Source organism: Streptomyces sp. NPDC055287 (genome assembly GCF_053646035.1).
In genome coordinates this window covers 105,097-129,405 of record NZ_JBSHNE010000006.1, presented here as the reverse complement: position 1 = coordinate 129,405, position 24,309 = coordinate 105,097, and the positions used below count along the sequence as shown (strand labels likewise).

Below are 24,309 nucleotides of genomic sequence, written 5' to 3'. Positions count from 1 at the left end.
GACGGCGACCGGACGGCGACCGGACGGGGCACAGTAAGGGGAGGTCGGACATGGTGACGCGTGGAATCCGGGGCCAGGGGAGCCGGAGCGGCGGCCGGCCGACTCTTGAGGAAGTGGCCGCGCGCGCGGGCGTGGGCCGGGGAACCGTCTCCCGGGTGGTGAACGGCTCCCCGCGGGTCAGCGAGGAGACCCGCGCCGCTGTCGAGGCCGCCGTCGACGAGCTGGGGTACGTACCGAACCGCGCTGCCCGCGCCCTCGCCGCCAACCGCACGGACGCCATCGCGCTCGTCGTTCCCGAGGTCGAGTCCCGCTTCTTCGCCGAGCCGTACTTCTCCGACATCGTGCGCGGCGTCGGCGGCGCTCTCGACAGCACCGACATGCAGTTGCTGCTCACCATCGTGGGCAACGACCGCGAGCGCGGCCGCCTGGCCCAGTACCTGGCCGGCAACCGCGTCGACGGCGTCCTGCTCGTCTCCGTGCGCGCCGACGATCCGCTGCCCGAGCTGCTGGTCCAGCTGGGCATCCCGGCCGTCATCAGCGGCCGCCGCTCCGAGCACGAGCCGCTGGCCTGGGTCGACGCGGACAACGCGGCGGGCGCGCGCAGCGCCGTCTCGCACCTGATATCCCGGGGCCGCCGCTCGATAGCCACCATCACCGGGCGGCTCGACGTGTACGGCGCGCAGTGCCGCCTCGACGGCTACCGGCAGGCACTGACCGAGGCCGGCCTGGGCGCCGACGAGCGGCTGATCGCCCCCGCGGACTTCACCGAGGAGGGTGGCCGCCGCGCCATGGCGGACCTGCTGGATCGAAGTCCGCACCTGGACGCCGTGTTCGCCGCGTCCGACGTGATGGCGGCGGGCGCCCGCCAGGTCCTGCGCGAGCGGGGCCGCGGCGTCCCCGGCGATGTGGCGCTGGTCGGCTTCGACGACTCGGCCATAGCCCGGCACATGGACCCGCCGCTGACCAGCGTCCGGCAGCCGATCGAGGAGATGGGGCGCGAGATGACCCGGATGCTGCTGGCCGAGATCGCGGACCGCCGCCCCGCGGGCACCCGCAGCCTCGCCGACCCCCGCCGGATCGTCCTCCCGACGGAGCTGGTGACGCGCGCTTCGTCGTGAGCGCGCGGCCAATCGCCGGGCAGCACCCGTAACCCGTGCGGGTGCCGTGCCCGTACCCGTTCGTGTCCGCACATCTTCATGCAGAGATGGCAAAACGATCCGAGCCCCCGACCTGTTTCCAGGTCGGGGGCTCGGATCGATCAGGGTGAGTGACGGGACTTGAACCCGCGGCCACCTGGACCACAACCAGGTGCTCTACCAACTGAGCTACACCCACCGTGGCCGGTCGTTTCCGACCGGCTGAGAAAAAGTGTACAGGGTCCCAGCGGGTGCTCGCGCCCAGGTTTAGCCGGGCCTCACCGGGTGCTTATTCAGCGGGTTGCGCAGGCAGGACGTACTTCGAGGCGATCTTCTTCGCCGTTTCGGAGTCCGGCCCGGGCTGCGGAACGAAGACCGCCTCCCGGTAGTAACGCAGCTCCGCGATGGAGTCACGGATGTCGGCGAGCGCCCGGTGGTTTCCGTTCTTCTCCGGGCTGTTGAAGTACGCCCGGGGGAACCAGCGGCGGGCCAGCTCCTTGACCGACGAGACATCCACGATCCGGTAGTGGAGGTAGGCCTCCAGCGTCGACATGTCCCGCAGCAGGAAACCGCGGTCGGTGCCGACCGAGTTTCCGCACAGCGGGGCCTTGCCTGGCTCCTTCACGTGTGTGCGCACGTAGGCCAGGACCTGCTCCTCGGCGTCGGCCAGCGTCGTTCCGCCGGCCAGCTCGTCGAGGAGGCCCGAGGCGGTGTGCATCTGCCGCACCACCTCGGGCATGGTCTCCAGGGCCGCGTCCGGCGGGCGGATCACGATGTCCACCCCTTCGCCGAGCACGTTGAGCTCCGAGTCGGTGACCAGTGCGGCCACCTCAATGAGTGCGTCGTCCGTCAGCGAGAGCCCGGTCATCTCGCAGTCGATCCACACCATGCGATCGTTCATGTGTCTCACCCTACGGGGCGTTCCCGCTGGCCGGGGAGCGTCGGACGGCCCGGGGTGTACACATCCGAGCTGGGTTTGCCCGGCTCAGGGGCCGCCGATGTGGCCGACGCGGGGCCCGACGCACTCGCCGCCGCCGCACGCCTGGCCTGCTGCGGCACGGCGTCCGCGGCCTGGGCAACCCCGGACGGAACCGAGTGGATCTCGCTCTGCGGCCGCCGGGCCCGGTAGGCGGCCCGGTACGCGGCCGGGGACGAACCCAGCTGGCGCCGGAAATGCCCGCGCAGCGCGACCGGCGAGCGGAAGCCGCAGCGGCCCGCGACCTCGTCGACCGAGTAGTCGGACGTCTCCAGCAGACGCTGCGCCTGGAGCACCCGCTGAGTGATCAGCCACTGCAGGGGAGCGCTCCCGGTGAGCGAACGAAAACGCCGGTCGAACGTGCGGCGGCTCATGTAGGCGCGCGCGGCCAGCGTCTCCACGTCGAACTGCTCGTGGAGATGCTCCAGCGCCCAGGCGACGACCTCGGCCAGCGGGTCGGCGCCGATCTCCTCTGGTAAAGACCTGTCGAGGTAGCGCTCCTGGCCGCCGCTCCGGCGCGGTGGTACGACCAGCCTGCGGGCCAGCGCTCCCGCGGCCTCGGTGCCGTGGTCCGTACGCACGATGTGCAGGCACAGGTCGATTCCGGCCGCCGTGCCGGCCGACGTGAGGACGTCGCCGTCGTCGACGAAGAGCTCGCGCGGGTCGACGTGGACCGACGGGTAGCGCTTGGCGAGCGTCGGCGCGTACATCCAGTGCGTGGTGGCCGGGCGGCCGTCGAGCAGCCCGGCCGCCGCCAGCACGAAGGCGCCGGTGCACAGCCCGACGATGCGGGCGCCCTCCTCGTGGGCGCGGCGCAGCGCGTCGAGCGCTTCCGGAGGTGGTGGCGAGGTGATGGACCGCCACGCCGGTACGACGACCGTGCCTGCTCTGCTCATCGCCTCCAGCCCGTAGGGGGCGGTCAGTTCCAGCCCCCCGGTGGTGCGCAGTGGACCGTCCTCGCCGGCACACACCAGCAGACGGTATCGGGGCACTCCTGCGTCCTGCCGGTCAATGCCGAACACAGAGAGCGGGATGGAGCTCTCGAAGATGGGGCCGCCGCTGAAGAGCAGCACCGCTACGATCTCCCGGCGGCGGCGTCCGGAGAGCTTCCGCGCGGCCTCCGGTACGGCAGTGGAGTCCTGGCTCATGACGCTAAGCCCCCCTCGGTGTTCGCGTCCTCTCGGTCCTGCACGTTTCCCCTCGGTCCTGCATGATTCCCCCGCCGTATATACCCATGATCGAATCTACTGTGTCCGGTGGCGCCGGCGTGACAACTTCGGCATTCGGCACTATGTCGACAAGGCCACTTGGCGCGAAGCATTCGATCACGAAGCGTTCCACTCGCGGGCCCCGCAGGGAAGTGCGCATCCCGCTCATGGCCCGTCCCCGTAGGGTGCATTGGCCGGAGACGGTCCTTTCATGCCTGGTGGAACGGGGGTTGGGAGGCCATTTCGCCAAGGGTTGGGTCATGGCCAGAAGTTGGCTGAAAAGGTACGGGCTCGTGTGTGCGAGTCCATCATTCCCCCGGCGCGCTTCCCCCGGCATGGCGCCCGCCCCGGTGCGCTCCCGCCGTCCTCCTCCGGGCCTGCCCGTGTGCCGCCGCCGCGGCCTCGGCGGCGGCGCGCTCGGACCGGCGCAGCAGTACCCGGCAGACGGCCGTCACGGTGGCGAGCCCGAGGGTGGCGGCGGCCGCCCCGCCGAAGGACGTGCCGCACAGGACGAGCACCACCGGGACAAGGGCGCAGCTGAACGCGGCCCAGCGGACCACGTCGCCGACCGCGTCGGCGGGGTGCGGTCCTCGGGGCGCCGCGGCCGGCGGTTCGGCCGCCCGGTGGCCGCGGCGCGGCGGGGGGACGGCGCCGGAGGCGGTGGGGGCGGTCGAAGGTCCGGGCACGGCGGGCTCCCTCACGTACGCGGGGTGGGCGCGTGGCTAACGGACGGCGGCCCCGTGGGGTCACTGCGGTCCGTCTGCCGAGACGGCTGTAAGGGGCAACCGGCATTGCCTTACGCGCCGTGCTCGTGCATGCTCCCTGGGACGCCGCGTGAGGGACGGCGGGCTCTGGGCAGGAGAGGAGTGTCGCCGTACCCTTGGGGGTATGGGCTTGGGAAGATGATTCCCGGACACAGCTCCACCGCCAATTGCCACTGCTTCCCTCAATAAAAGCGACCCCTCCCAAGAGGACTTCTTCGCCGAGACACCCATGGCCGGTCACGAAATTCCCGAACCCGCGGACCGCAAGCAGGTCGTCGATCCTCTGGACGACCTCCGGGCGGTGGAACAAACGCGCCACTCATGCGATCCCGCCTTCCAGCACGGTGTCGTCGTCGGCTTCGACGGATCCACCAGCAGTGAGCGGGCGCTTTCGTATGCCATCGGCATGGCGGTGCGGTCGGGCTCCGGCCTGATCATCGTCCATGTCGCCAACCGGCTGCCGACCACGGTCTGGGCCGGTTGCGAGCCCCCGGTCTTCGTGGACGTACCGGATCACCGCACCGAGGTGCTCGGGCTGGAACTGGCCTGCGCCGACTATCTCTCCGAAGTGCCCTGGATCCTCGTCGAGCGCGGTGGCGACATCTGCCACGAGCTGGAGGAGGTCGGCCAGGAGTACTCGGCCGACGCGATCGTGGTCGGGTCGACGCACGGCATCGTCGGGCGGATCTTCGGCTCGGTGGCGGGCCGGCTGGCGCGGCGCGCGCAGCGGCCGGTCATCGTGATCCCGTAACGGCCCCCCGGCTGTCGGTACGGGATCACGACGATCCGGCGCGTGGCTGCTACTCGACCGTCACGGACTTGGCGAGGTTACGCGGCTTGTCGATGTCGCGGCCCATGGCCAACGCGGTGTGGTATGCGAGGAGTTGCAGTGGAATGCCCATGAGGATGGGGTCCAGCTCCGTCTCGTTCTTCGGCACCACAATGGTGTGGTCGGCCTTTTCCTGCTCGCGGTGCGCGACCGCCAGGATCCGGCCGCTGCGCGCCTTGATCTCCTCCAGCGCCGCCCGGTTCTTGTCCAGCAACTCGTCGTCGGGCACGATCGCGACCGTCGGCAGCGCGGGCTCGATCAGGGCGAGCGGGCCGTGCTTGAGCTCGGAGGCCGGGTACGCCTCGGCGTGGATGTAGGAGATCTCCTTCAGCTTGAGGGAGGCCTCCAGCGCCACCGGGTAGCCGCGGACGCGCCCGATGAACATCATCGACTGGGCGCCGGCGTACTCCTCGGCGATCTTCTTGATCTCGTCCTCGGTCTCCAGGATCTCGGCGATCTGGGCGGGCAGCTTGCGCAGGCCCGCGATCAGACGCTTGCCGTCCGAGACCGACAGGTCGCGGATGCGGCCCAGGTGCAGGGCGAGCAGTGCGAAGGCGACGACCGTGTTGGTGAAGCACTTGGTGGAGACGACGCAGACCTCGGGGCCGGCGTGCACGTACATGCCGCCGTCGGCCTCGCGGGCGATCGCCGAGCCGACGACGTTGACCACGCCGAGGACGCGGGCGCCCTTGCGCTTGAGCTCCTGCACGGCCGCCAGCACGTCGTACGTCTCACCGGACTGCGAGACGGCGACGTACAGGGTGTCGGGGTCCACGACAGGATTGCGGTAGCGGAACTCGGACGCGGGCTCGGCGTCGGCGGGGATGCGGGCGAGCTCCTCGATGAGCTGCGCGCCGATCATGCCCGCGTGGTACGAGGTGCCGCAGCCGAGGATCTTGACCCGGCGGATGCCGCGGGCCTCGCGGGCGTCCAGGTTCAGGCCGCCCAGGTGCACGGTGGAGAAGCGGTCGTCGATGCGGCCGCGCAGCACGCGGTCCACGGCGTCGGCCTGCTCGGAGATCTCCTTGTGCATGTACGTGTCGTGGCCGCCCATGTCGTACGACTCGGCCTCCCACTCCACGGTGGTCGGCGTGGCCGTCGTACGGGAGCCCTCGGTGGTGTACGTACGGAAGTCGTCGGCCTTGAGGGTGGCCATCTCGCCGTCCTCGAGGGTGACGATCTGGCGGGTGTGCGAGACGAGCGCCGCGATGTCGGAGGCGACGAACATCTCCTTCTCGCCGATGCCGAGGACGACCGGCGAGCCGTTGCGGGCGACGACGATGCGGTCGGAGAAGTCGGCGTGCATGACGGCGACGCCGTACGTGCCCTCGACGTGGCGCAGCGCCTCGCGGACCTTCTCCTCCAGCGTCACGGCCTGCGAGCGCGCGACGAGGTGGACCAGGACCTCGGTGTCGGTCTCGGAGAGGAACTCGACGCCGTCGGCGACCAGCTTGGCGCGCAGCTCGGTGGCGTTGTCGATGATGCCGTTGTGCACGACGGCGACGTTGCCCTCGGAGTCGAGGTGCGGGTGCGCGTTCTCGTCGCTCGGGGCGCCGTGGGTGGCCCAGCGGGTGTGGGCGATGCCGGTCGTGCCGGCGAAGCGCTTGGGGACCTTGGCCTCCAGGTCGCGGACGCGGCCCTTCGCCTTGACCATCTTCAGGCCGCTGGCCTTCGGGCTCGTGATCACGATGCCCGCCGAGTCGTAGCCGCGGTACTCGAGGCGCTGAAGGCCTTCGAGCAGCAGCGGGGCGACATCACGCTTGCCGATATAACCGACGATTCCGCACATGTAATGGGTATCCCTCGAGTCGTTGGGTGTGTGCTCTCAGCCGTAGACGATGCGGCGCAGCTGCCGGAGCGAGAGTTCCGGCGGCGCCACGGCCCGGTGCGGCATCTCGGCCGCGATCCGCTCGAAGATCTCCGCGTTCACCAGGCCGCCGGACTGCAGCTCACGATGTCGGCGGCGCACGAAGTCCTCGGCCGTCTCGTCGAAGTACGCCAGCACGTCGAGCACCACCCGGGCGGCCTCACCGCGCGGGAGCGCGGTGCTGCGGACCAGGTGGTCGATGAGGTCGTCGTAAGGGGACGACGGGCGACGTTCGAGCACCCGTAGATACTGCGGTGGATCCGGGGCGTACGCAAGAAATCTGCCCGTAATCGGGCAGGATTTCGGTCACAAGGCGAAAGTCGCAGGTCAGTGCCGTGCGCTCGTCGCGTGCGTCTCTCCGGCGACACAGACGGAGAAATGGTCTACACCCTTGACCCTGAAGTGGGGCGCGCGATACCCATGGTGACCGTTCGCCTGCACCATGCCACTGTCGCGAAGCCCGCTGAAGGGACCGCCCGTGAGTCAACGCAGAAGGATTCCACGCCTGTTCGCCCCGCTGCTCCTCGTCGCCGCCGCCGGCGCGACAAGCGTCGTGGCCACCCCGGCCGCCGCCGAGCCGGCCGCGCTGGCCAGACCGTTGGGCCAAGTGATTCCGGCGCCCGCCTCCGTCTCCGAGGGCGGGCCTTCTTATGCCCTCACGGGCCGCACGCGCATCCGGGTGGACGACGACTCGCGCGAGGCGCGGCGGATCGGCTCGTACCTGGCGGACATACTGCGCCCCTCCACCGGCTACGAACTGCCCGTCACCGGACGCGATGCCAAGGACGGCATCCGGCTGCGGCTCGGCTCGAAGGACGCCTCCCTGGGCGACGAGGGCTACAAGCTGGTGTCCGGCCGCCATGGTGTGACCATCACCGCCCGCAAGGCCGCCGGGCTCTTCCACGGCGTGCAGACGCTCCGTCAGCTGCTGCCCCCCTCGGTGGAGAAGGACACCCGGCAGCAGGGGCCCTGGACCGTCGCGGGCGGCACCATCGAGGACGCGCCGCGCTACGGCTACCGGGGCGCGATGCTCGACGTCTCCCGGCACTTCTTCAGCGTCGACAAGGTCAAGACGTACATCGACCAGATGGCGCTCTACAAGGTCAACAAACTCCACCTGCACCTCTCCGACGACCAGGGCTGGCGCATCGCCATCGACTCCTGGCCGCGCCTGACGACGTACGGCGGCTCGACCCAGGTCGGCGGCGGTCCCGGCGGCTACTACACGAAGGCCGACTACAGGGAGATCCTGCGGTACGCCGCCTCCCGCCACCTGGAGGTCGTCCCCGAGATCGACCTGCCGGGCCACACCAACGCCGCCCTCGCCTCGTACGCCGAGCTGAACTGCGACGGTGTCGCGCCGCCCCTCTACACGGGGACCAACGTGGGCTTCAGCTCGCTGTGCGTGCCCAAGGACATCACGTACGAGTTCGTCGACGACGTGGTGCGCGAGATCGCGGCCATGACGCCCGGGAAGTACATCCACATCGGCGGCGACGAGGCGCACTCCACTCCGCACGAGGACTACGCCGCCTTCATGGACAAGGCCCAGGCCATCGTCGGCAAGTACGGCAAGACGGTGATGGGCTGGCACCAGCTGACCGGCGGCAGGCCGGCCAGGGGCGCCGTCGCCCAGTACTGGGGTCTGGACAAGACCTCGGCCACGGAGAAGGCGCAGGTCGCCAACGCCGCCAAGAACGGCACGAAGCTGGTGCTGTCGCCGGCCGACCGCGCGTACCTCGACATGAAGTACGACAAGAGCACCCCGCTCGGCCTCGCCTGGGCGGGCTACGTCGAGGTGCAGCGCTCGTACGACTGGAACCCGGGGACGTACCTGCCGGGCGCGCCGGCCGAGTCCGTGCTCGGGGTCGAGGCGCCGATGTGGTCCGAGACGCTGTGGACCAACGACCAGGTCGAGTACATGGCGTTCCCGAGGCTGCCGGGCATCGCCGAGCTCGGCTGGTCGCCCGCTGCCACGCACGACTGGGACGCGTACAAGGTGCGGCTGGCGGCCCAGGGGCCGCGGATGTCCGCGCTGGGGATCGACTACTACCGCTCGCCCCAGGTGCCCTGGCCCGCGGAGTAGGCGAGCGGGCGGAGGGATGGTGCGGCGGGCGTCCGTGAGGGCCTTGGACACGGGCGCCCGCCCGTCCATGCGTCCCGGTCAGGCGGGTGCGTACCGCGCGATCGGGTTGTCGAGGGTGCCGACGAGCTGGAGCGCGCCCGCCGGGTCCTGGAGGTCGACCATCTGCTTGTTGTTGCGCAGCTGGAGCCGGTTCAGGCAGGACAGCGCGAACTCGGGCGCGAACATGTCGTACTGCTTGAACTTGTCCGCCAGCTCCGGGTGGGCCTGTTGGTAGTCGGCCACACACTCCGCGACCGTCCGCCAGAAGGTGTCCTCGTCGAGTACGCCGTCGGTGACGAGCGTGGCGCCGAGGAAGCGGAAGAAGCAGTCGAAGACATCGGTGAAGATCGACAGCAGCTTCATGTCCTCCGGGACCTCGGCGCGCACCCGCTCGACGGCGGGCGGCAGCACCGCGTCCGGGTCCATCACGCAGATCTCCTCCGCGATGTCCTTGAAGATCGCGCGGGTCACGACGCCGTCCTCCACGGCGAGGATGACGTTCTCGCCGTGCGGCATGAAGACCAGGTCGTACGCGTAGAAGCTGTGAAGCAGCGGCGTGAGGTAGGCGTCGAGGTAGCGGCGCAGCCAGTCGGCCGGATCGAGGCCCGACTCGGCGATCAGGGCGCCCGCGAAGGACGCGCCGTCGTGGTCGGTGTGCAGCAGCGACGCCATGGTGGCGAGGCGCTCGCCCGGTGCGAGCGACGGGACGGGACTCTCGCGCCAGAGCGCGGCCAGCATCTTCAGGTACGGGGAGCCCTTGGCGGTGGCGGCCTCGTACTGGCGGTGGTGATAGCCGATGGCCGCGCGCTCGCGGATGATCGTCAGGCCGGTCGAGCGGAAAATGTCGTCGCTCGCGATGAGGCCGGCCAGCCAGTCGTTGATGGCGGGCGTGGCCTCCATGTAAGCGGCCGAGAGCCCGCGCATGAAGCCCATGTTGATGACGGACAGGGCCGTTTTCACATAGTGCTTGGCCGGGTCGCTGGTGTTGAAGAAGGTACGGATCGACTGCTGGGCGAGGTACGTGTCGTCCCCGTCGCCCAGGCAGACGAGGCGGTGCTGGGCGACCTCGGCGGAGAAGGTGACGGACAGCTTGTTCCACCACTGCCAGGGGTGGACCGGGATGAGGTAGTAGTCGGCCAGGTCCAGGCCGAGACCGGCCAGCGTCGCCGCGAACCGGTCGACGGTCGCGTCGCCCAGCTCCTCACGTACGAAGCTCTCGTAGTCGAGTCCCGCGCCGGCCGTGAAGGTGGCGTGGTCGCGCCGGGCGGCCAGCCAGATCAGCCGGACGGGGGCGGCGGTCTCGGGGGCGTACGCGCGGTACTCGTCGATGCCGAAGCCGAGCCGGCCGTTGTTGGCGACGAAGCAGGGGTGGCCCTCGGTCATGCCGGTCTCGATGGCCTGGAAGCCGGCGCGGGTGAGCGCGGCGGCGGTGACCGGCGTCTTGGTGAGCTTGTACGCCGTACCGGAGAGGGTGGAGCTGATCTCCTCCAGGTAGACGGGCAGGATCTCCGCGCTCAGGCCGAGCGCCTCGCGCAGTTCGATGAAGAACTCGAGCGCGTCGACGGGGATCTCGGCGCCGTGGCGGTGGCGGGTGATGGACTCGGTGAAGACCTGCCAGTGGTCGAGCGCGTGGCGGCGGGCGGCGAAGCGGTACTCGGTCGCGCCGTCGTCGGAGCGGACGGAGTACCGGCCGTCGCCGAGCGGCTCGGGCGTCAGCAGGCGCTCGTGGGAGAACTCGGCGAGCGCCTTGCGCACGAGCAGGCGGCTCGCGTGGGCCCAGCGTTCGGGGGTGAGGTGGGCGACGGAGCCGGCGGGGGTCGTTGCGGTGGTGGTCACAGGGCGGCTCCCACAGCGGCTTCGAAGCGCTCGCGCGTGCAGACGCTCAGGTAGGCGTCCTTCTCCGGCTTGGCGATCTTCTCGACGATCTCGAAGCCGACGACCTCGTTGAGGCGGTGCACAGCGGTGTTGCGTACGTCGGGCTCGACGATGACACGGCGGGTGGCCGGGTCGGCGAACAGCGTCTCCATCACCGCGGTGATCACGGCGCGGGTGAAGCCGTGGACGGGCGTGTCGGTCGGCGCGACCAGGAAGTGCATGCCGACGTCGCCGGGCCGGGTGTCGTACAGGCCCACGAGCTCGACGTGCGCCGGATCGTAGCGCTCCATGAGGAAGGCGGGCTTGCCCTCGTACTCACCGATGAAGGCGTCGTGGTGCTCGGCGGCCGTGATCGCCATGTACTCGCGCTCGACGTCCGGCAGCGACGCGTCCTGCATCATCCAGTACGCGGCCTTGGGGTGGGTGACCCAGCCGTGCAGCAGCTGCGCGTCGGCGAAGGGGTCGAGGGGGCGGATCGTGAACTGCGGCGTGCTCATATCGCGAACTCCTGGAAAGCGATGGCCTTCTCGACCGGGTAGTACTCGGAGCCCAGCAGCTCACCGATGATGTAGGCGTTGCGGTACGCGCTCATGCCCAGGTCGGGCGACGTGATGCTGTGGGTGTGGACGGCGGCGTTCTGGAGGAAGATGCCGCGTCCCGTCGTGTCGATGCTGTAGTTGCGGGCCACGTCGTAACGGCCCTGCCCGTCCCAGCGGATCCGGTCCCGAACGCCCTCCAGGAAGGCGGGTGTGCGGTAGCGGTAGCCGGTGGCGAGGACGAGGCCCTCGGTGCCGAGCTCGAAGTCCTTGCCCTGCTCCTCCTGGCGCAGGCCGAGCGTGTACGTCCCGGTTCCGGCGTCGTAGCTCGCGGTGTCGAGGGAGGAGTTGGTGAGCAGGCGGGTGGGGACCGGGCCCTTGAGGCTCTTCTGGTAGAGCAGGTCGAAGATCGCGTCGATCAGCTCGGAGTCGATCCCCTTGAAGAGGTTCTTCTGCTGGGACTCCAGGCGGTAGCGCGTCGCCTCCGGGAGCGCGTGGAAGTAGTCGACGTACTCCGGGGAGGTCATCTCCAGCGTGAGCTTGGTGTACTCCAGCGGGAAGAAGCGCGGCGAGCGGGTGACCCAGTTGAGCCGGTAGCCGTGCACGTCGATCTCGGAGAGCAGGTCGTAGTAGATCTCCGCCGCGCTCTGGCCGCTGCCGACCAGGGTGATGGACTTCTTGGCCTGGAGGGCCTCTTTGCCGTTCACGTACCGCGAGTTGTGGATGAAGTCGCCGCCCAGGTCCTGGCAGGCGTCCGGGATGTACGGCGGGGTGCCGGTGCCCAGGACCAGGTGGCGGGCGCGGTAGGTGGTGTCCTGGGTGCGGACGACGTACAGCTCGGACCCGGCGTCGAACTCGACGGAGGCGACCGTCTGGTTGAAGCGGATGTTGCTGAGCTTGGCGGCGGCCCAGCGGCAGTAGTCGTTGTACTCGGTCCGCAGCGGATAGAAGTTCTCGCGGATGTAGAAGGAGTACAGCCGTCCGGACTCCTTCAGGTACTGGAGGAAGGAGTACGGCGAGGTCGGGTCGGCCATGGTGACCAGGTCCGACATGAACGGCGTCTGGAGGTGGGCGCCCTCGAGGAACATCCCCGCGTGCCACTCGAAGTTGGGCTTGGTCTCCAGGAAGAGACCGTCGAGCTCGTCGATCGGCTCGGTCAGGCAGGCGAGCCCGAGGTTGAACGGACCGAGTCCGATACCGATGAAGTCAAGAGGCTCAAGAGGCGTGGACAAGGGACTCTCCCAGGTACTGCTCGGCGTGGCCGGCGATGAGGTCGAGTACGGCCGCGATGTCGGTCAGCGTCGTCTCGGGGTTGAGAAGGGTGAACTTGAGGTAGTGCTTACCGCCGACCTTCGTCCCGGCCACGACGGCGTCGCCGGAGGCGAACAGCGCCTTGCGGGCGTAGAGGTTGGCGCGGGCGATCACCGCGGGGCTGGTGACGTCGGCCGGGATGTAGCGGAAGACGAGGGTGGAGAGGGTGGGCTGCACGACGACGTCGTAGCGCGGGTCGGCGGCGAGCAGCTGCCAGCCGTCGGCGGCCAGGTCGCAGACCTCGTCGAAAAGCTCGCCGACGCCGTCCGCGCCCATGGTCCGCAGCGTCATCCACAGCTTGAGGGCGTCGAAGCGGCGGGTGGTCTGGAGGGACTTGTCGACCTGGTTGGGGATGCGCTCCTCGGCCATCCGGCGCGGGTTCAGGTAGTCGGCGTGGTACGTCGCGTGGCGCAGGGTGGCGCCGTCGCGGACCAGCAGCGCGCTCGAGCTCACGGGCTGGAAGAAGGACTTGTGGTAGTCAACGGTGACCGAGTCGGCGTGCTCGATGCCGTCGAGGAGGTGGCGGCGGCTGCGGGAGGCCAGCAGACCGCATCCGTACGCGGCGTCCACGTGCATCCAGGTGCCGTACAGCTCGCACAGCTCGGCTATCTCAAGGAGCGGGTCGATGGAGCCGAAGTCGGTGGTGCCGGCGGTGGCGACGACGGCCATCGGGACGAGGCCCTCGCTCGTGCAGCGGGCCAGCTCGCGGGCGAGGGCCATCGTCTGCATGCGCTTGTCGCCGTCGCAGGGGATCGCGACGACGGCTTCGGGGGAGAGGCCGAGGAGTTTCGCGGACTTCTGGACGCTGAAGTGGCCGCACTCGGAGGCGAAGACGCGGAGCTTGGCAAAGTCCTCCGTCTTGGCCTCCTCGCGGGCCAGCAGCAGGGCCTGGAGGTTGGACTGGGAGCCGCCGCTGGTGAAGACGCCGTCGGCGTTGCTCTCGGAGCTCGTGCCGGAGCCTGCGCCGAAACCGATGCGGGCCGCGGTCCAGTCGACGAGGCGGCGCTCGATGAGGGTGGCGCCCGCGCTCTGGTCCCAGGTGTCGAGGGAGGAGTTCACGGCGGAGAGCACGGCCTCCGCGGCCACGGCCGGGATGACGACCGGGCAGTTGAGGTGCGCCAGGTAGCGAGGGTGGTGGAAGTAGACCGCGTCCCGCAGATAGACGGACTCGAGCTCGTCCAGGGCGGCGGTGATGTCGCCGAGCGGCCGGTCGAGGTCTATCGCGTCGAATACGGGGGCGAGCTTCTCCGGAGTGATTCCGGTGAACGGCCGGTCGGTCGCGGCGAGTTTGTCCGCCACCCGCTCGACCGCTGCGGTGGCGGTCCGGCGGTACCGCTCGGCGGTCGTGTCATTGAGCAGGTGTGAATGCATGGACTGTCCTCCCGGGTACGGGATTTCAACGTGCCCTCAGGACAGGAGAGGGGGGCGAGGGCGCGATGTATAAGTAAGGTTAGCCTAACCTTATTTATGCTCGCAACGACCCCTCGCCCCCCAGGGGACTCAGCTGTTGTGGTGAAGGCGGCCGAGGCCTACGCCTCTTCGTCGTCCGCCCGCTCGCGGAGCTGCTCCTCGCTGAGCCCGCGGCGCCAGTAGCCCACGAACGTGACGCGCTTGCGGTCGAACTTCCGCTCCTGGACGAGATGGCGGCGCAGCGCCCGTACGGACGACGACTCGCCCGCGATCCAGGAGTACGGCGTACCTTCGGGCAACTCGGCGTCGGGCACGGCGCATACGGCCTCCAGGGCGGAGGGCGCGTCCTCGTCCCGTACCAGCCAGGTGATGTCCGCGTCGGCCCCCGTGGTCAGCTCCAGGCGGTCGTCTGCGTGCTGGACCTCGATCCAGACCTTCGCCTTCGTCCCGGCCGGCAGCCACTCCAGGGCGGCAGCGGCGGCCGGCAGCGCCGTCTCGTCCGCCCACATCAGGACCCAATCGGTGTCCTCCGGTGGGCGGAAGCGCACGGCGGTGTTGTCCTCGACCGCCGGGCCGAGCACCACGACGCGGTCGCCGGAACTCGCCTGCGCCGCCCAGCGGCTGGCGGGCCCGCCGTCACCGTGCAGGGCGAAGTCGATGTCGACCTCGTCCGCCTCGGCCCCGTCGGCGGCGCGGCGCTGCTCGCGCAGCGTGTACGAGCGCATGACCGCGCGCACCTCGTCAGGCAGCGCGCGGTACGCCGCGAACCAGTCCGGCTCGGTCTGCGGCGGCAGCACCGGCTCCGGCTGGCCCGGGTGCGGGAGGAAGAGGGAGAGGCTCTGGTCTCGGCCCCCGGAGGCGAAGGCCCGCAGGTCCTCGCCTCCGAGCGTCACCCTGAGCAGAGAGGTGCTGAGCCGGCGCGTCCGCACGACCGTCAGGCCGAAGAAGCGGAACGGGACGGTGGCCGTCTCCTCGGCAGTCTCGGTCTCGGCCTCCGTCATGGTCAGGCGACCTTCTTCGCCTTCTCGATGGCCTCGGCGAGGTCCTCGAGGATCGGCGCGCACTTCTCGTAGGAGTAGATCGGCTCCGTGGTGCGCGGGACGACCTGGCCGGCCTTGACGGCGGGCAGCCGGGTCCAGGTCGGCTTGTCCTTGAGAGCGGACGGCTGCAGGACGGCGGTCCGGTTGTCCATCATGATGATGTCGGCCTTGTACTTGTCGACGTTCTCCCAGCTCAGGCTCTCGAAGAAGCCGGCCGCGTCGACCTTCGGCTCGACGAACTTCACGCCCAGCTCCTGGAAGTAGAGCGTGTCCGCGGACATCTTCGCGAGGGAGACGTAGAAGAGGTCCGGGCTCGCGGAGCCGATCATGACCTTGACCTTCGGGTTGGCCTTGGCGGCCTGGCGCAGGCGCTCGGCGGCCTTCTCGAACCGGGCCTTGGCGTCGGTGGTCTTCTTGCCCTTCACGTCCGCGCCGAGGGACTCGGCCAGGTCCGCGTGGCGCTGGATCGCCTTGGGGATCGTGGTCTCCGCGGCCCACAGGGCGACGCTGGGGGCGCCGACCTTGAGAATCTTCGCGGTGGACTGCTCGGGGACGTACCAGAGCTTGTCCTTCTCCCACATCGCCGTGACCAGGAGGTCGGGGTTGAGGGCGGCGTACTCCTCGACGTTGAACTTGTCGTAGGCGTTGCCGAGGATCTTGACCTTGTCGACGTCGAGGTCGCCGGCCTGGACATCGGCCTTGCCGTCGGCGGTCTTGGTCGGGCCGAACACGCCCTTGACCTCGATGCCGAAGTCGTGGAGCGCGGCGGCGGTACCGGTGAACGCGACGATGTTCTTGGGGGTGGCCGGGCGCTTCGCCGTCTTGCCGCGGTCGTCCTTGAAGGACCACGGGCCCGACTTCCCCGCGGCCTTGTCCTCGCTTTTCGCGGAGGTCTCGCCGCAGGCGGTCAGCGCGGCGCCGATACCGAGGGCGCCGCCGGCGGCGAGCAGGCTGCGACGGGAAAGGCGGGAAGCTCGGGCGTGAGGCATGACGGTGTCTGCTTTCATACGTGCGGCTGGGTCCACCGGGGGACAAGTTCGAAGGTAGGTTAGCCTAACCTCAGATCTTGTCCAGAGGGTGGTTCCCGCAAGAACGCCCGGCCCTGCCCGCCGTTACGGCTCCGGGGCCCGTCCCGGAGCCGCTGCGCGGCGATATGTGGGTGCGTCAGTCCGTGAGGCCCAGCTCGCGGGCGATCAGCATGCGCTGGACCTCGCTGGTGCCCTCGCCGATCTCCAGGATCTTGGAGTCGCGCCACATCCTGGCCACCGGGTACTCGTTCATGAAGCCGTAGCCGCCGTGAATCTGGGTCGCCTCGCGGGCGTTGTCGACCGCGACCGTGGAGGAGTACAGCTTCGCGAGCGCCGCCTCCTTCTTGAACGGCTCGCCCTGGACCAGGCGTGACGCCGCGTCGCGCCAGCCGATGCGGGCCATGTGGGCGCGCATCTCCATGTCGGCGATCTTGAACTGGATCGCCTGGTTGGAGCCGATGGGCCGGCCGAAGGTATGACGCTCCTTCGCGTACGCCACCGACTCGTCGACGCAGCCCTGGGCCAGGCCCGTCGCGAGCGCCGAGATCGCGATGCGGCCCTCGTCGAGGATGCGCAGGAACTGGGCGTAACCCCGGCCCTCTTCGCCGAGCAGGTTGGCGAGCGGGACGCGTACGTCGGAGAAGGACAGCTCACGGGTGTCCGAGGCGTTCCAGCCGACCTTGGAGTACGGGGCGGCGACGGTGAAGCCGGGGGTGCCGGACGGGACGATGATCGCGGAGATCTCCGGCTTCCCGTCGGGCTTGCGGCCGGTCACCGCCGTGACGGTGACCAGGCCGGTGATGTCCGTACCGGAGTTGGTGATGAAGCACTTGGAGCCGTTGATCACCCACTCGTCGCCCTCGCGGCGCGCGGTGGTCTTCGTGCCGCCGGCGTCCGAGCCGCAGTCCGGTTCGGTCAGGCCGAACGCGCCCAGCAACTCACCGGAGCACAGGCGGGGGAGCCACTCGCGCTTCTGCTCCTCCGTGCCGAAGCGGAAGACGGGCATCGCGCCGAGCGAGACACCCGCTTCGAGGGTGATGGCCACGGAGGAGTCGACGCGGGCGAGCTCTTCGAGGGCGATGCCCAGCGCGAGGTAGTCGCCGCCCATGCCGCCGTACTCCTCGGGGAAGGGCAGACCGAAGAGGCCCATGCGGCCCATTTCGCGGACGATCTCGTACGGGAACTCGTGGCGTTCGTAGAGGTCGCCGATCTTCGGGGCGACGACGTCGTGGGCGAACTTCTCGACCGTGCGGCGGAGTTCTTCGTGTTCGACGGAGAGGCGGTGGTCGAGGGACATGGCTACGACTCCTTGTGGGACAGGGCACGCACGGTGCGGGAGGGGCTGGGGCGGCCCAGCCGTTCGGCCATCCACGCGCTGGTGGCGGTGAGACGGCCGAGGTCGACCCCGGTTTCGACGCCGAGGCCGTTGAGCATCCACACGAGGTCTTCGGTGGCGAGATTTCCGGTGGCGCTCTTCGCGTACGGGCAGCCGCCGAGGCCGCCCGCGGACGCGTCCACGGTGGTGACGCCGTGCTGGAGCGCGGCGAGGGTGTTGGCGAGGGCCTGGCCGTACGTGTCGTGGAAGTGCACGCCGATCGCGGAGGTCGGGACCCCGGCCTCGTTGAGGGCAGTGAGCAGGGCCAGGACGTGGCCGGGGGTGGCCACACCGATCGTGTCGCCGAGGCTCAGTTCGTCGCAGCCGAGGCCGAGGAGCGCCTTGGCGACCCCGACCACCTGCCGGACGGGGACCGCGCCCTCCCACGGATCGCCGAAGCACATGGAGAGGTAGCCGCGTACGTGGACCTTCTCCTCCCTCGCACGGGCCACGACCGGCTCGAACATGGCGAGCGACTCGTCGACGGTCCGGTTGAGGTTGCGGCTCGCGAACGTCTCGGTGGCGCTTGCGAACACGGCGATGCGCCGCGCGCCGAGCGCGAGCGCCCGGTCGAGGCCGCGGGCGTTCGGTACGAGCACGGGGAGCTCGGCGTTCACGTCGTGCAGGAGCGGGAACAGAGCCTCGGCGTCGGCCAGTTGGGGCACCCATTTGGGGTGCACGAAGCTGGTCGCCTCGACGGTGGTGAGTCCGGCGTCGGCCAGACGGTGGATGAACTCGGCCTTCACCTCGGTCGGTACGACGGTCTTCTCGTTCTGGAGGCCGTCGCGGGCGCCGACTTCGTGGATGCGTACGTGAGCCGGCAGGCCCGACGCCGGTACCCGCATCGGCAGTCCCCCGGTCATGACTCCTCCTGCGGGGTGACCACGGCCAGGACCTGGTCCATGGCGACGGTGGAGCCCGGCGTCACGTCGAGCTCGGTGACGGTGCCGGCGTGCGGGGCGGAGATGACGTGCTCCATCTTCATGGCCTCGACGACGAGGAGGCTCTGCCCGGCCTCGACATGGTCCCCGACGGCCACCTTGACCACGGTGACGGTGCCGGGCATGGGCGCGGCGAGCGTGTCGACGCCGGAGCGGGCCCCGCCGGTCAGACTGGCCTCGACCGGGTCGTGGGCCTGGATGTGCCAGGCGTCTCCGTCCCGGCCCAGCCAGATGCCCTCCGGGCCGATGGCGTGGCTGAAGGTGTGGGTCACGCCGGCGAGTTCGACGGTGACGGTGTCCGCGTCGGCGGTGACGACACGGGCCCGGACGGGCAGCCGCTCGTCGTCCCCCGCCCCGCCCGTCCCCTGGTGGGGCACCTGCGGCTCCGGCGCGATGGGGGGCAGGCCCCCCGGGCTCCGGGGCGGCAGCGCGGCGCCGCCGCCCGTGGGCCGGCCGGGGGGTGGCGTGTCGCGGGGGGCCGAACCGGTCCCACCGTCCGGGGTGACCGGTTCCAGGGGGATGGCGGTGGCCAGGTCCGGCGGCGCCGGTGCGGCTTCGGGGAGCAGGATCTGCGGGCCCGCCGCTGTCGTACGCAGCCGGATCCGCACCGGGTCGTGGCCCGGTACGCGTGCGTGGTGCACTGTCCAGGCGGGCGTTCCGCCCAGGCGCCAGCCGTTGCCGGCGGAGAACGGGTCCGCCCAGCCCGCGGTGCCGTCCGTACCCTTCGCGGCCCGCAGCAGCGCCGCCGTCGCGTACACCTCCGGGGGCACTCCGTCCGGGATCAGGCTGTCCGCGTCGCGTTCGACCAGGCCCGTGTCCAGCGCGCCCGAGACCACGTCCGGGTGGGCCAGCAGGCGGCGCAGGAAGCCCGCGTTCGTCGGCACGCCCAGGGTGACCGTGTCCGCCAGGGCCGAGCGCAGCCGCCGCAGGGCGGTGGCGCGGTCCGGGGCGTACGCGATGACCTTGGACAGCATGGGGTCGTAGAGGCTGCCGACCTCCGTGCCCTCCGTGAGGCCCGAGTCGGTGCGTACGCCGTCGCCCTGCGGCTCGCGCAGCGCCAGGATCGTGCCGCCCGACGGGAGGAACCCCCGCGAAGGGTCCTCCGCGCAGATACGGGCCTCCACGGCGTGCCCGGTGAGTCTGATGTCCTGCTGCGTGAAGGGGAGTTCCTCGCCGGCCGCGACCCGCAGCTGCCACTCCACCAGGTCCAGCCCGGTGATCAGCTCCGTCACCGGGTGCTCGACCTGGAGGCGGGTGTTCATCTCCATGAAGTAGTACGACGACGGGTCGTTGCCCGGGACGATGAACTCCACCGTGCCCGCACCCCGGTAGCCGCACGAGCGTGCCGCCTGGACCGCCGCCTCGCCCATCGCCGCACGGGTCGCCTCGTCGAGCAGGACGGACGGGGCCTCCTCGATGATCTTCTGGTGCCGGCGCTGGAGGGAGCATTCGCGTTCGCCCAGGTGGACCACGTTTCCGTGGGCGTCCGCCAGGACCTGGATCTCGATGTGCCGGGGGCGGTCGATCCATCGCTCCACCAGCAGCGTGTCGTCGCCGAACGAGGCCCGCGCCTCGCGCCGGGCCGCCGCGATCTCGTCGGCCAGTGCCGACTCGACCCGCGTGAGGCGCATGCCCTTGCCGCCGCCGCCGGCCGACGGCTTCAGGAGGACGGGCATGCCGATCTCCCGCGCCGCCGCGGCCAGTTCGGCGTCGCTCAGGCCGCTGCCGGACGAGCCGGGGACCACGGGCACGCCAGCCGCCCGTACCGTCTCCTTCGCCCGGATCTTGTCGCCCATCAGGGCGATGGCGGAGGAGGGAGGGCCGATGAAGGCGAGGCCCGCGTCCGCGCACGCCTGCGCGAAGCCGGCGTTCTCGGCAAGGAAGCCGTAGCCCGGGTGGACGGCCTGCGCGCCCGTACGGGCGGCGGCCTCCAGCAGGCGGTCGGTCCGCAGGTAGCTCTCCGAGGCCGCTGCCGGGCCGATACGGACCGCCGTGTCCGCCTCCCGTACATGACGGGCGTCCGCGTCCGCGTCGCTGAACACGGCCACCGAGCGCACGCCCAGCTCCCGCAGCGTGCGGATGACGCGGACCGCGATCTCGCCGCGGTTGGCGACCAGGACTGTGTCGAACATCGTCATCTGTCTCTCACATCCGGAAAACGCCGAAGGCGGGCTCGGTCAGGGGCGCGTTGGCGCAGGCCGTCAGGGCCAGGCCCACCACCTGCCGGGTCTCCAGCGGGTCGATCACCCCGTCGTCCCACAGCCGCGCCGTCGCGTAGTAGGCGTTGCCCTGGGCCTCGTACTGCTCGCGGATCGGGGACTTGAAGGCCTCTTCCTCCGCGGCCGGCCACTCCTCGCCGCGTGCTTCCAACTGGTCGCGCTTGACCGTGGCGAGGACCGACGCCGCCTGCTCGCCGCCCATCACCGAGATCTTCGCGTTGGGCCACATCCACAGGAAGCGCGGTGAGTACGCCCGGCCGCACATCGAGTAGTTGCCCGCGCCGTACGACCCGCCGACGACGACCGTCAGTTTCGGGACGCGCGTGCACGCCACCGCCGTCACCATCTTCGCGCCGTGCTTGGCGATGCCTCCGGCCTCGTAGTCCCTGCCGACCATGAAGCCCGAGATGTTCTGGAGGAAGAGGAGGGGGATGCCCCGCTGGTCGCACAGCTCGATGAAGTGCGCGCCCTTCTGGGCGGATTCGGAGAACAGGATGCCGTTGTTGGCGACGATGCCGACCGGGTGCCCGTGGATCCGCGCGAACCCGGTGATCAGCGTCTGGCCGAACTCCGCCTTGAACTCCTGGAAGCGTGAGCCGTCGACCGTACGCGCGATGACCTCGCGCACGTCGTAAGGCGTGCGGGAGTCCACCGGCACGGCGCCGTACAGCCCCGCCGGATCGACCTTCGGCTCCTCGACGGGCTCGACCGACCACGGCAGCGGGCCGCGCTCCGGGAGCGTCGCGACGATGTTGCGGACGATGCGCAGGGCGTGCGTGTCGTCCTCCGCCAGATGGTCCGTGACGCCCGACGTGCGGGAGTGGACCTCGCCGCCGCCGAGCTCCTCCGCCGTGACGACCTCGCCCGTCGCCGCCTTCACCAGCGGCGGCCCGCCGAGGAAGATCGTGCCCTGGTTCCGCACGATCACGGCCTCGTCGCTCATCGCCGGTACGTACGCCCCGCCCGCCGTGCAGGAGCCGAGCACCGCCGCGATCTGCGGGATGCCCGCCCCGGACATGCGGGCCTGGTTGTAGAAGATCCGCCCGAAGTGCTCGCGGTCCGGGAAGACCTCGTCCTGCATGGGGAGGAAGGCGCCGCCGGAGTCCACCAGGTAGAGGCAGGGCAGTCGGTTCTCGAGGGCCACCTCCTGGGCGCGGAGGTGCTTCTTGACGGTCATCGGGTAGTACGTGCCGCCCTTGACCGTGGCGTCGTTGGCGACGATCACCACTTCGCGGCCGCTCACCCGGCCGATCCCGGCGATCACACCCGCGGCCGGCGCCGCCCCGCCGTACATTCCCTCGGCCGCCAGCGGTGCCAGCTCGAGGAAGGGGGACCCGGGGTCCAGAAGTGTGTCCACGCGGTCGCGGGGGAGGAGCTTGCCGCGCGCGGTGTGCCGGGCACGGGCCTTCTCGCCGCCCCCGAGCCGCGCCGCGGCGAGCCGCCCTCGCAGCCTCTCCACGAGTTCCTGGTGAGCCGCTTCATTGGCCCGCCATGCCTCGGCTGCCGGATCGGCGGTGCTGGTCAGCACCGGTGCCTGCCGCATCTCCTGAGCCCCCTTGCCCGGTCGATGTGATGATGATCGTGACGCGCATGTTAGTGAGCGTTAACGCTTTTTCAGGTTAACGAGCGCTAACCTTCCTGTCCAGGGGGCGGATTCCTCGCGCGGTACGGGGCGGCCAAGATCGAGAGCTGTCAGGATCAGTCCGACTGCATTCCGTACGGGGTGAGGGCTGGTGGCGGCACTGAAGGGCACGGCGGAATCACGGCCGCGGCAGCGCATCCTGGAGGTGGACGCCCTGCGCGGCTTCGCGCTCCTGGGCATCCTGCTCGTCAACAGCCTGACCATGGCGGGCCCGTACGGCCTGCTGGGCGGCCGCCCACCCGGCACCGGTGACACGGTGGCCCTCTGGCTGGTCGAGTTCCTCGCGCGGAGCAAGTTCTACGTGCTCTTCTCGTTCCTCTTCGGCTACAGCTTCACCCTCCAGGCGGCCTCGGCCGAGCGCACCGGCGCCCGGTTCGGGCCGCAGACGACGCGGCGGCTGCTGGGGCTGTTCCTCCTCGGCGCCCTGCACATGGTGTTCCTCTACGTCGGCGACATCCTCACCATGTACGCCCTGCTCGGCCCGGTCCTCTTCGCCGCCCGCCGGGCCACTGCCCGGGGGGCCTTCCGTGCCGCGCTCCGGGTGTGGGGCGTGTGCGGGTCGGTCCTGCTGATCCTCGGCGTGCTCTGGACGCCTGCCGACGGTGTCGCGGACCCGGCGCCGGACGCGGGGGCCGCCGCGGAGGCCGCCGAACTCGTCGCCGCCTACCGGGGCGGTTTCGCCGACGTCGTCGGAGCGAACCTGGACCAGCTGCCGTCCGCCGCGCTCGCGTTCCTGTTCTCGGGCGGCTTCGTCGTGGCCGCCTTCCTCGTGGGACTCGCGGCGGGCAAGCGGCACTGGGTCACGCGGGCCGGCCGGGCCGGCCTGCGGCGTACCTTCGTGACCGGCCTCTGTGCGGGCGTGCCGGCCGCCGCCTTCTCGGCGGCCGGTACGGCGGGCCCGCTCTCCGCCCGCTGGGAAGTGCTCGCCGCGATGGCCGGCATCGTTGTGGCCCCCGCGCTCAGCGCCGCGTACGCCGCCGGACTGCTGCTCTGGTTCGGTACGCCGAGCGGGGCGCGGGTGGCCGCGGTGATGGCGCCCGCCGGGCGGATGGCGCTGACCAACTACCTCATGCAGTCGCTGGTCATGGCCCTGATCTTCACCGGGTACGGTTTTGGTCTGTACGGGCGCATGGGCATCGCCGCCTCCCTCGGCGTCGCGCTCGCCCTGTTCGTCGCGCAGCTCGCCCTCAGCGGTCTGCTGATGCGGCGATACCGGTTTGGGCCGGCCGAGTGGGCGTTGCGGGCGTTCACCCACCTCCGGGCGCATCCCGGAGAGCGTTCCGGCAGGCATTCCAGCGCATGTTCCCGTCAGGTTAACGACCGCTAACCTGACGGTTTAGAATGGGCTCATGAGCACCAACGCCGCCGCCCGCGTCGCGGCCCCGACCCGCCGCGAGCAGATCCTCAAGGAGGCCGCCCGCCTCTTTGCCGAGCGCGGCTTCCACGGCGTGGGCGTCGACGAGATAGGCGCCGCCGTAGGCATCAGCGGCCCCGGCCTCTACCGCCACTTCCCGGGCAAGGACGCCATGCTCGCCGAGCTGCTCGTCGGCATCAGCGAGCGGCTGCTGGACGGCGGCCGCCGCCGTGCCGCCGCCGCCGAGTCGGCCGACAGCCCGCAGGCCGTCCTGGGCTCCCTCATCGACGGCCACATCGACTTCGCGCTGGACGACCGTCCGCTCATCACCCTGCACGACCGCGAACTGGACCGGCTCAGGGAGAGCGACCGCAAGCGGGTCCGTCAGCTCCAGCGGCAGTACGTCGAACTGTGGGTCACCGTCGTACGGGAACTGAACCCCGGCGTCCCCGAGGCGGAGGCCCGGTCGGCCGTGCACGCCGTGTTCGGACTGCTCAATTCGACGCCGCACCTGGGTGCTTACGGCAACGGGCTGCCGGGGCGCGCGGCGATGGAGGGGCTGCTGCGGCGGCTGGCGCACGGGGCATTCGGGGCGCTGGCGCCGAGCTCGGCGGCCTGAGGCGACCGGGGGTCGGCCCGGACCGCTCCGCGCACCCCGGACGGGCCGGATGTG

Annotated in this window: 20 protein-coding genes and 1 tRNA gene; 5 read left to right on the top strand and 16 right to left on the bottom strand. The window is 70.5% G+C overall.

The window, feature by feature from the left end:
- Positions 1-50: 50 nt before the first annotated feature.
- Positions 51-1,118 (top strand): LacI family DNA-binding transcriptional regulator, encoded by a 1,068-nt coding sequence (locus ACWIHY_RS12340; RefSeq protein ID WP_454375581.1) that lies wholly within the window; start codon positions 51-53, stop codon positions 1,116-1,118.
- A 144-nt stretch (positions 1,119-1,262) separates the two neighbouring features.
- Here ACWIHY_RS12340 and ACWIHY_RS12335 read toward each other — a convergent pair.
- The 4 genes from ACWIHY_RS12335 to ACWIHY_RS12320 all read right to left on the bottom strand — a co-directional run bounded on the left by ACWIHY_RS12335 (position 1,263) and on the right by ACWIHY_RS12320 (position 4,006).
- Positions 1,263-1,335: transfer RNA gene (locus ACWIHY_RS12335), tRNA-His, on the bottom strand.
- Positions 1,336-1,425: 90 nt separating this feature from the next.
- Positions 1,426-2,037 (bottom strand): oligoribonuclease, encoded by a 612-nt coding sequence (gene orn, locus ACWIHY_RS12330; protein ID WP_454375580.1) that lies wholly within the window; start codon positions 2,035-2,037, stop codon positions 1,426-1,428.
- Positions 2,038-2,042: 5 nt separating this feature from the next.
- Positions 2,043-3,260: a helix-turn-helix domain-containing protein gene (locus tag ACWIHY_RS12325; protein ID WP_454375579.1), complete on the bottom strand. Its 1,218-nt coding sequence runs from the start codon at positions 3,258-3,260 to the stop codon at positions 2,043-2,045.
- A 368-nt stretch (positions 3,261-3,628) separates the two neighbouring features.
- The gene (locus ACWIHY_RS12320; protein WP_454375578.1) at positions 3,629-4,006 is read right to left on the bottom strand and encodes a hypothetical protein; all 378 of its coding nucleotides are present in this window, start codon (positions 4,004-4,006) and stop codon (positions 3,629-3,631) included.
- Positions 4,007-4,313: 307 nt separating this feature from the next.
- Between ACWIHY_RS12320 and ACWIHY_RS12315 the strand changes: the two genes are divergently transcribed.
- Complete coding sequence (locus tag ACWIHY_RS12315) at positions 4,314-4,835, top strand: universal stress protein (RefSeq protein ID WP_454375577.1); 522 nt, start codon at positions 4,314-4,316, stop codon at positions 4,833-4,835.
- Positions 4,836-4,884: 49 nt separating this feature from the next.
- On the opposite strand, the gene glmS is transcribed toward ACWIHY_RS12315, so the two are convergent.
- Positions 4,885-6,702, bottom strand: a complete 1,818-nt coding sequence (glmS, locus tag ACWIHY_RS12310; RefSeq protein WP_454375576.1) for a glutamine--fructose-6-phosphate transaminase (isomerizing) — start codon at positions 6,700-6,702, stop codon at positions 4,885-4,887.
- Positions 6,703-6,738: 36 nt separating this feature from the next.
- Positions 6,739-7,020, bottom strand: coding sequence for a hypothetical protein (locus tag ACWIHY_RS12305; protein WP_028811565.1), 282 nt, complete (start codon positions 7,018-7,020; stop codon positions 6,739-6,741).
- 202 nt (positions 7,021-7,222) lie between these two features.
- Between ACWIHY_RS12305 and ACWIHY_RS12300 the strand changes: the two genes are divergently transcribed.
- Complete coding sequence (locus ACWIHY_RS12300; RefSeq protein ID WP_454375575.1) at positions 7,223-8,866, top strand: beta-N-acetylhexosaminidase; 1,644 nt, start codon at positions 7,223-7,225, stop codon at positions 8,864-8,866.
- A 78-nt stretch (positions 8,867-8,944) separates the two neighbouring features.
- Here ACWIHY_RS12300 and ACWIHY_RS12295 read toward each other — a convergent pair whose 3' ends face one another.
- From ACWIHY_RS12295 to ACWIHY_RS12250, 10 genes are all read right to left on the bottom strand, one after another.
- The gene (locus ACWIHY_RS12295) at positions 8,945-10,741 is read right to left on the bottom strand and encodes an IucA/IucC family protein (RefSeq protein WP_454375574.1); all 1,797 of its coding nucleotides are present in this window, start codon (positions 10,739-10,741) and stop codon (positions 8,945-8,947) included.
- Positions 10,738-11,277, bottom strand: a complete 540-nt coding sequence (locus ACWIHY_RS12290) for a GNAT family N-acetyltransferase (protein ID WP_454375573.1) — start codon at positions 11,275-11,277, stop codon at positions 10,738-10,740. Before ACWIHY_RS12290 ends, ACWIHY_RS12295 begins: the two co-directional genes overlap by 4 nt.
- Positions 11,274-12,548, bottom strand: coding sequence for a lysine N(6)-hydroxylase/L-ornithine N(5)-oxygenase family protein (locus ACWIHY_RS12285; RefSeq protein WP_454375572.1), 1,275 nt, complete (start codon positions 12,546-12,548; stop codon positions 11,274-11,276). The genes ACWIHY_RS12290 and ACWIHY_RS12285 overlap by 4 nt, the downstream gene beginning before the upstream one ends.
- Complete coding sequence (locus tag ACWIHY_RS12280; protein WP_454375571.1) at positions 12,532-13,998, bottom strand: pyridoxal phosphate-dependent decarboxylase family protein; 1,467 nt, start codon at positions 13,996-13,998, stop codon at positions 12,532-12,534. The genes ACWIHY_RS12285 and ACWIHY_RS12280 overlap by 17 nt, the downstream gene beginning before the upstream one ends.
- Positions 13,999-14,156: 158 nt before the next feature.
- On the bottom strand, positions 14,157-15,038 hold the full coding sequence (locus ACWIHY_RS12275; RefSeq protein WP_454375570.1) for a siderophore-interacting protein: 882 nt from the start codon (positions 15,036-15,038) through the stop codon (positions 14,157-14,159).
- A gap of 2 nt (positions 15,039-15,040) precedes the next feature.
- Positions 15,041-16,066, bottom strand: coding sequence for an ABC transporter substrate-binding protein (locus tag ACWIHY_RS12270; RefSeq protein WP_454375569.1), 1,026 nt, complete (start codon positions 16,064-16,066; stop codon positions 15,041-15,043).
- Between the two features lie 175 nt (positions 16,067-16,241).
- Positions 16,242-17,402: an acyl-CoA dehydrogenase family protein gene (locus tag ACWIHY_RS12265; protein WP_454375568.1), complete on the bottom strand. Its 1,161-nt coding sequence runs from the start codon at positions 17,400-17,402 to the stop codon at positions 16,242-16,244.
- Positions 17,403-17,404: 2 nt separating this feature from the next.
- Positions 17,405-18,343, bottom strand: coding sequence for a hydroxymethylglutaryl-CoA lyase (locus ACWIHY_RS12260; RefSeq protein ID WP_454375567.1), 939 nt, complete (start codon positions 18,341-18,343; stop codon positions 17,405-17,407).
- On the bottom strand, positions 18,340-20,553 hold the full coding sequence (locus tag ACWIHY_RS12255) for an ATP-binding protein (RefSeq protein ID WP_454375566.1): 2,214 nt from the start codon (positions 20,551-20,553) through the stop codon (positions 18,340-18,342). The genes ACWIHY_RS12260 and ACWIHY_RS12255 overlap by 4 nt, the downstream gene beginning before the upstream one ends.
- A 13-nt stretch (positions 20,554-20,566) precedes the next feature.
- A complete protein-coding gene (locus ACWIHY_RS12250) occupies positions 20,567-22,183 on the bottom strand; it encodes a carboxyl transferase domain-containing protein (RefSeq protein WP_454375565.1) in 1,617 nt (538 codons plus the stop codon).
- A 190-nt stretch (positions 22,184-22,373) separates the two neighbouring features.
- On the opposite strand from ACWIHY_RS12250, the gene ACWIHY_RS12245 reads away from it, so the two are divergent.
- The gene (locus ACWIHY_RS12245; RefSeq protein WP_454375564.1) at positions 22,374-23,609 is read left to right on the top strand and encodes a DUF418 domain-containing protein; all 1,236 of its coding nucleotides are present in this window, start codon (positions 22,374-22,376) and stop codon (positions 23,607-23,609) included.
- A 22-nt stretch (positions 23,610-23,631) separates the two neighbouring features.
- Positions 23,632-24,255 (top strand): SACE_7040 family transcriptional regulator, encoded by a 624-nt coding sequence (locus ACWIHY_RS12240; RefSeq protein ID WP_454375563.1) that lies wholly within the window; start codon positions 23,632-23,634, stop codon positions 24,253-24,255.
- Positions 24,256-24,309 lie beyond the last annotated feature (54 nt).

Bases quoted from the DNA above. Each gene is read 5' to 3' on its own strand.
- ACWIHY_RS12280 (WP_454375571.1), bottom strand. From the start codon at position 13,998: ATGCATTCACACCTGCTCAATGACACGACCGCCGAGCGGTACCGCCGG.
- ACWIHY_RS12290 (WP_454375573.1), bottom strand. From the start codon at position 11,277: ATGAGCACGCCGCAGTTCACGATCCGCCCCCTCGACCCCTTCGCCGAC.
- ACWIHY_RS12250 (WP_454375565.1), bottom strand. From the start codon at position 22,183: ATGCGGCAGGCACCGGTGCTGACCAGCACCGCCGATCCGGCAGCCGAG.
- ACWIHY_RS12265 (WP_454375568.1), bottom strand. From the start codon at position 17,402: ATGTCCCTCGACCACCGCCTCTCCGTCGAACACGAAGAACTCCGCCGC.
- ACWIHY_RS12300 (WP_454375575.1), top strand. From the start codon at position 7,223: ATGCCACTGTCGCGAAGCCCGCTGAAGGGACCGCCCGTGAGTCAACGC.
- ACWIHY_RS12315 (WP_454375577.1), top strand. From the start codon at position 4,314: ATGGCCGGTCACGAAATTCCCGAACCCGCGGACCGCAAGCAGGTCGTC.
- ACWIHY_RS12275 (WP_454375570.1), bottom strand. From the start codon at position 15,038: ATGACGGAGGCCGAGACCGAGACTGCCGAGGAGACGGCCACCGTCCCG.
- ACWIHY_RS12325 (WP_454375579.1), bottom strand. From the start codon at position 3,260: ATGAGCCAGGACTCCACTGCCGTACCGGAGGCCGCGCGGAAGCTCTCC.
- ACWIHY_RS12340 (WP_454375581.1), top strand. From the start codon at position 51: ATGGTGACGCGTGGAATCCGGGGCCAGGGGAGCCGGAGCGGCGGCCGG.
- glmS (WP_454375576.1), bottom strand. From the start codon at position 6,702: ATGTGCGGAATCGTCGGTTATATCGGCAAGCGTGATGTCGCCCCGCTG.
- ACWIHY_RS12270 (WP_454375569.1), bottom strand. From the start codon at position 16,066: ATGCCTCACGCCCGAGCTTCCCGCCTTTCCCGTCGCAGCCTGCTCGCC.
- ACWIHY_RS12260 (WP_454375567.1), bottom strand. From the start codon at position 18,343: ATGACCGGGGGACTGCCGATGCGGGTACCGGCGTCGGGCCTGCCGGCT.
- orn (WP_454375580.1), bottom strand. From the start codon at position 2,037: ATGAACGATCGCATGGTGTGGATCGACTGCGAGATGACCGGGCTCTCG.
- ACWIHY_RS12240 (WP_454375563.1), top strand. From the start codon at position 23,632: ATGAGCACCAACGCCGCCGCCCGCGTCGCGGCCCCGACCCGCCGCGAG.
- ACWIHY_RS12255 (WP_454375566.1), bottom strand. From the start codon at position 20,553: ATGTTCGACACAGTCCTGGTCGCCAACCGCGGCGAGATCGCGGTCCGC.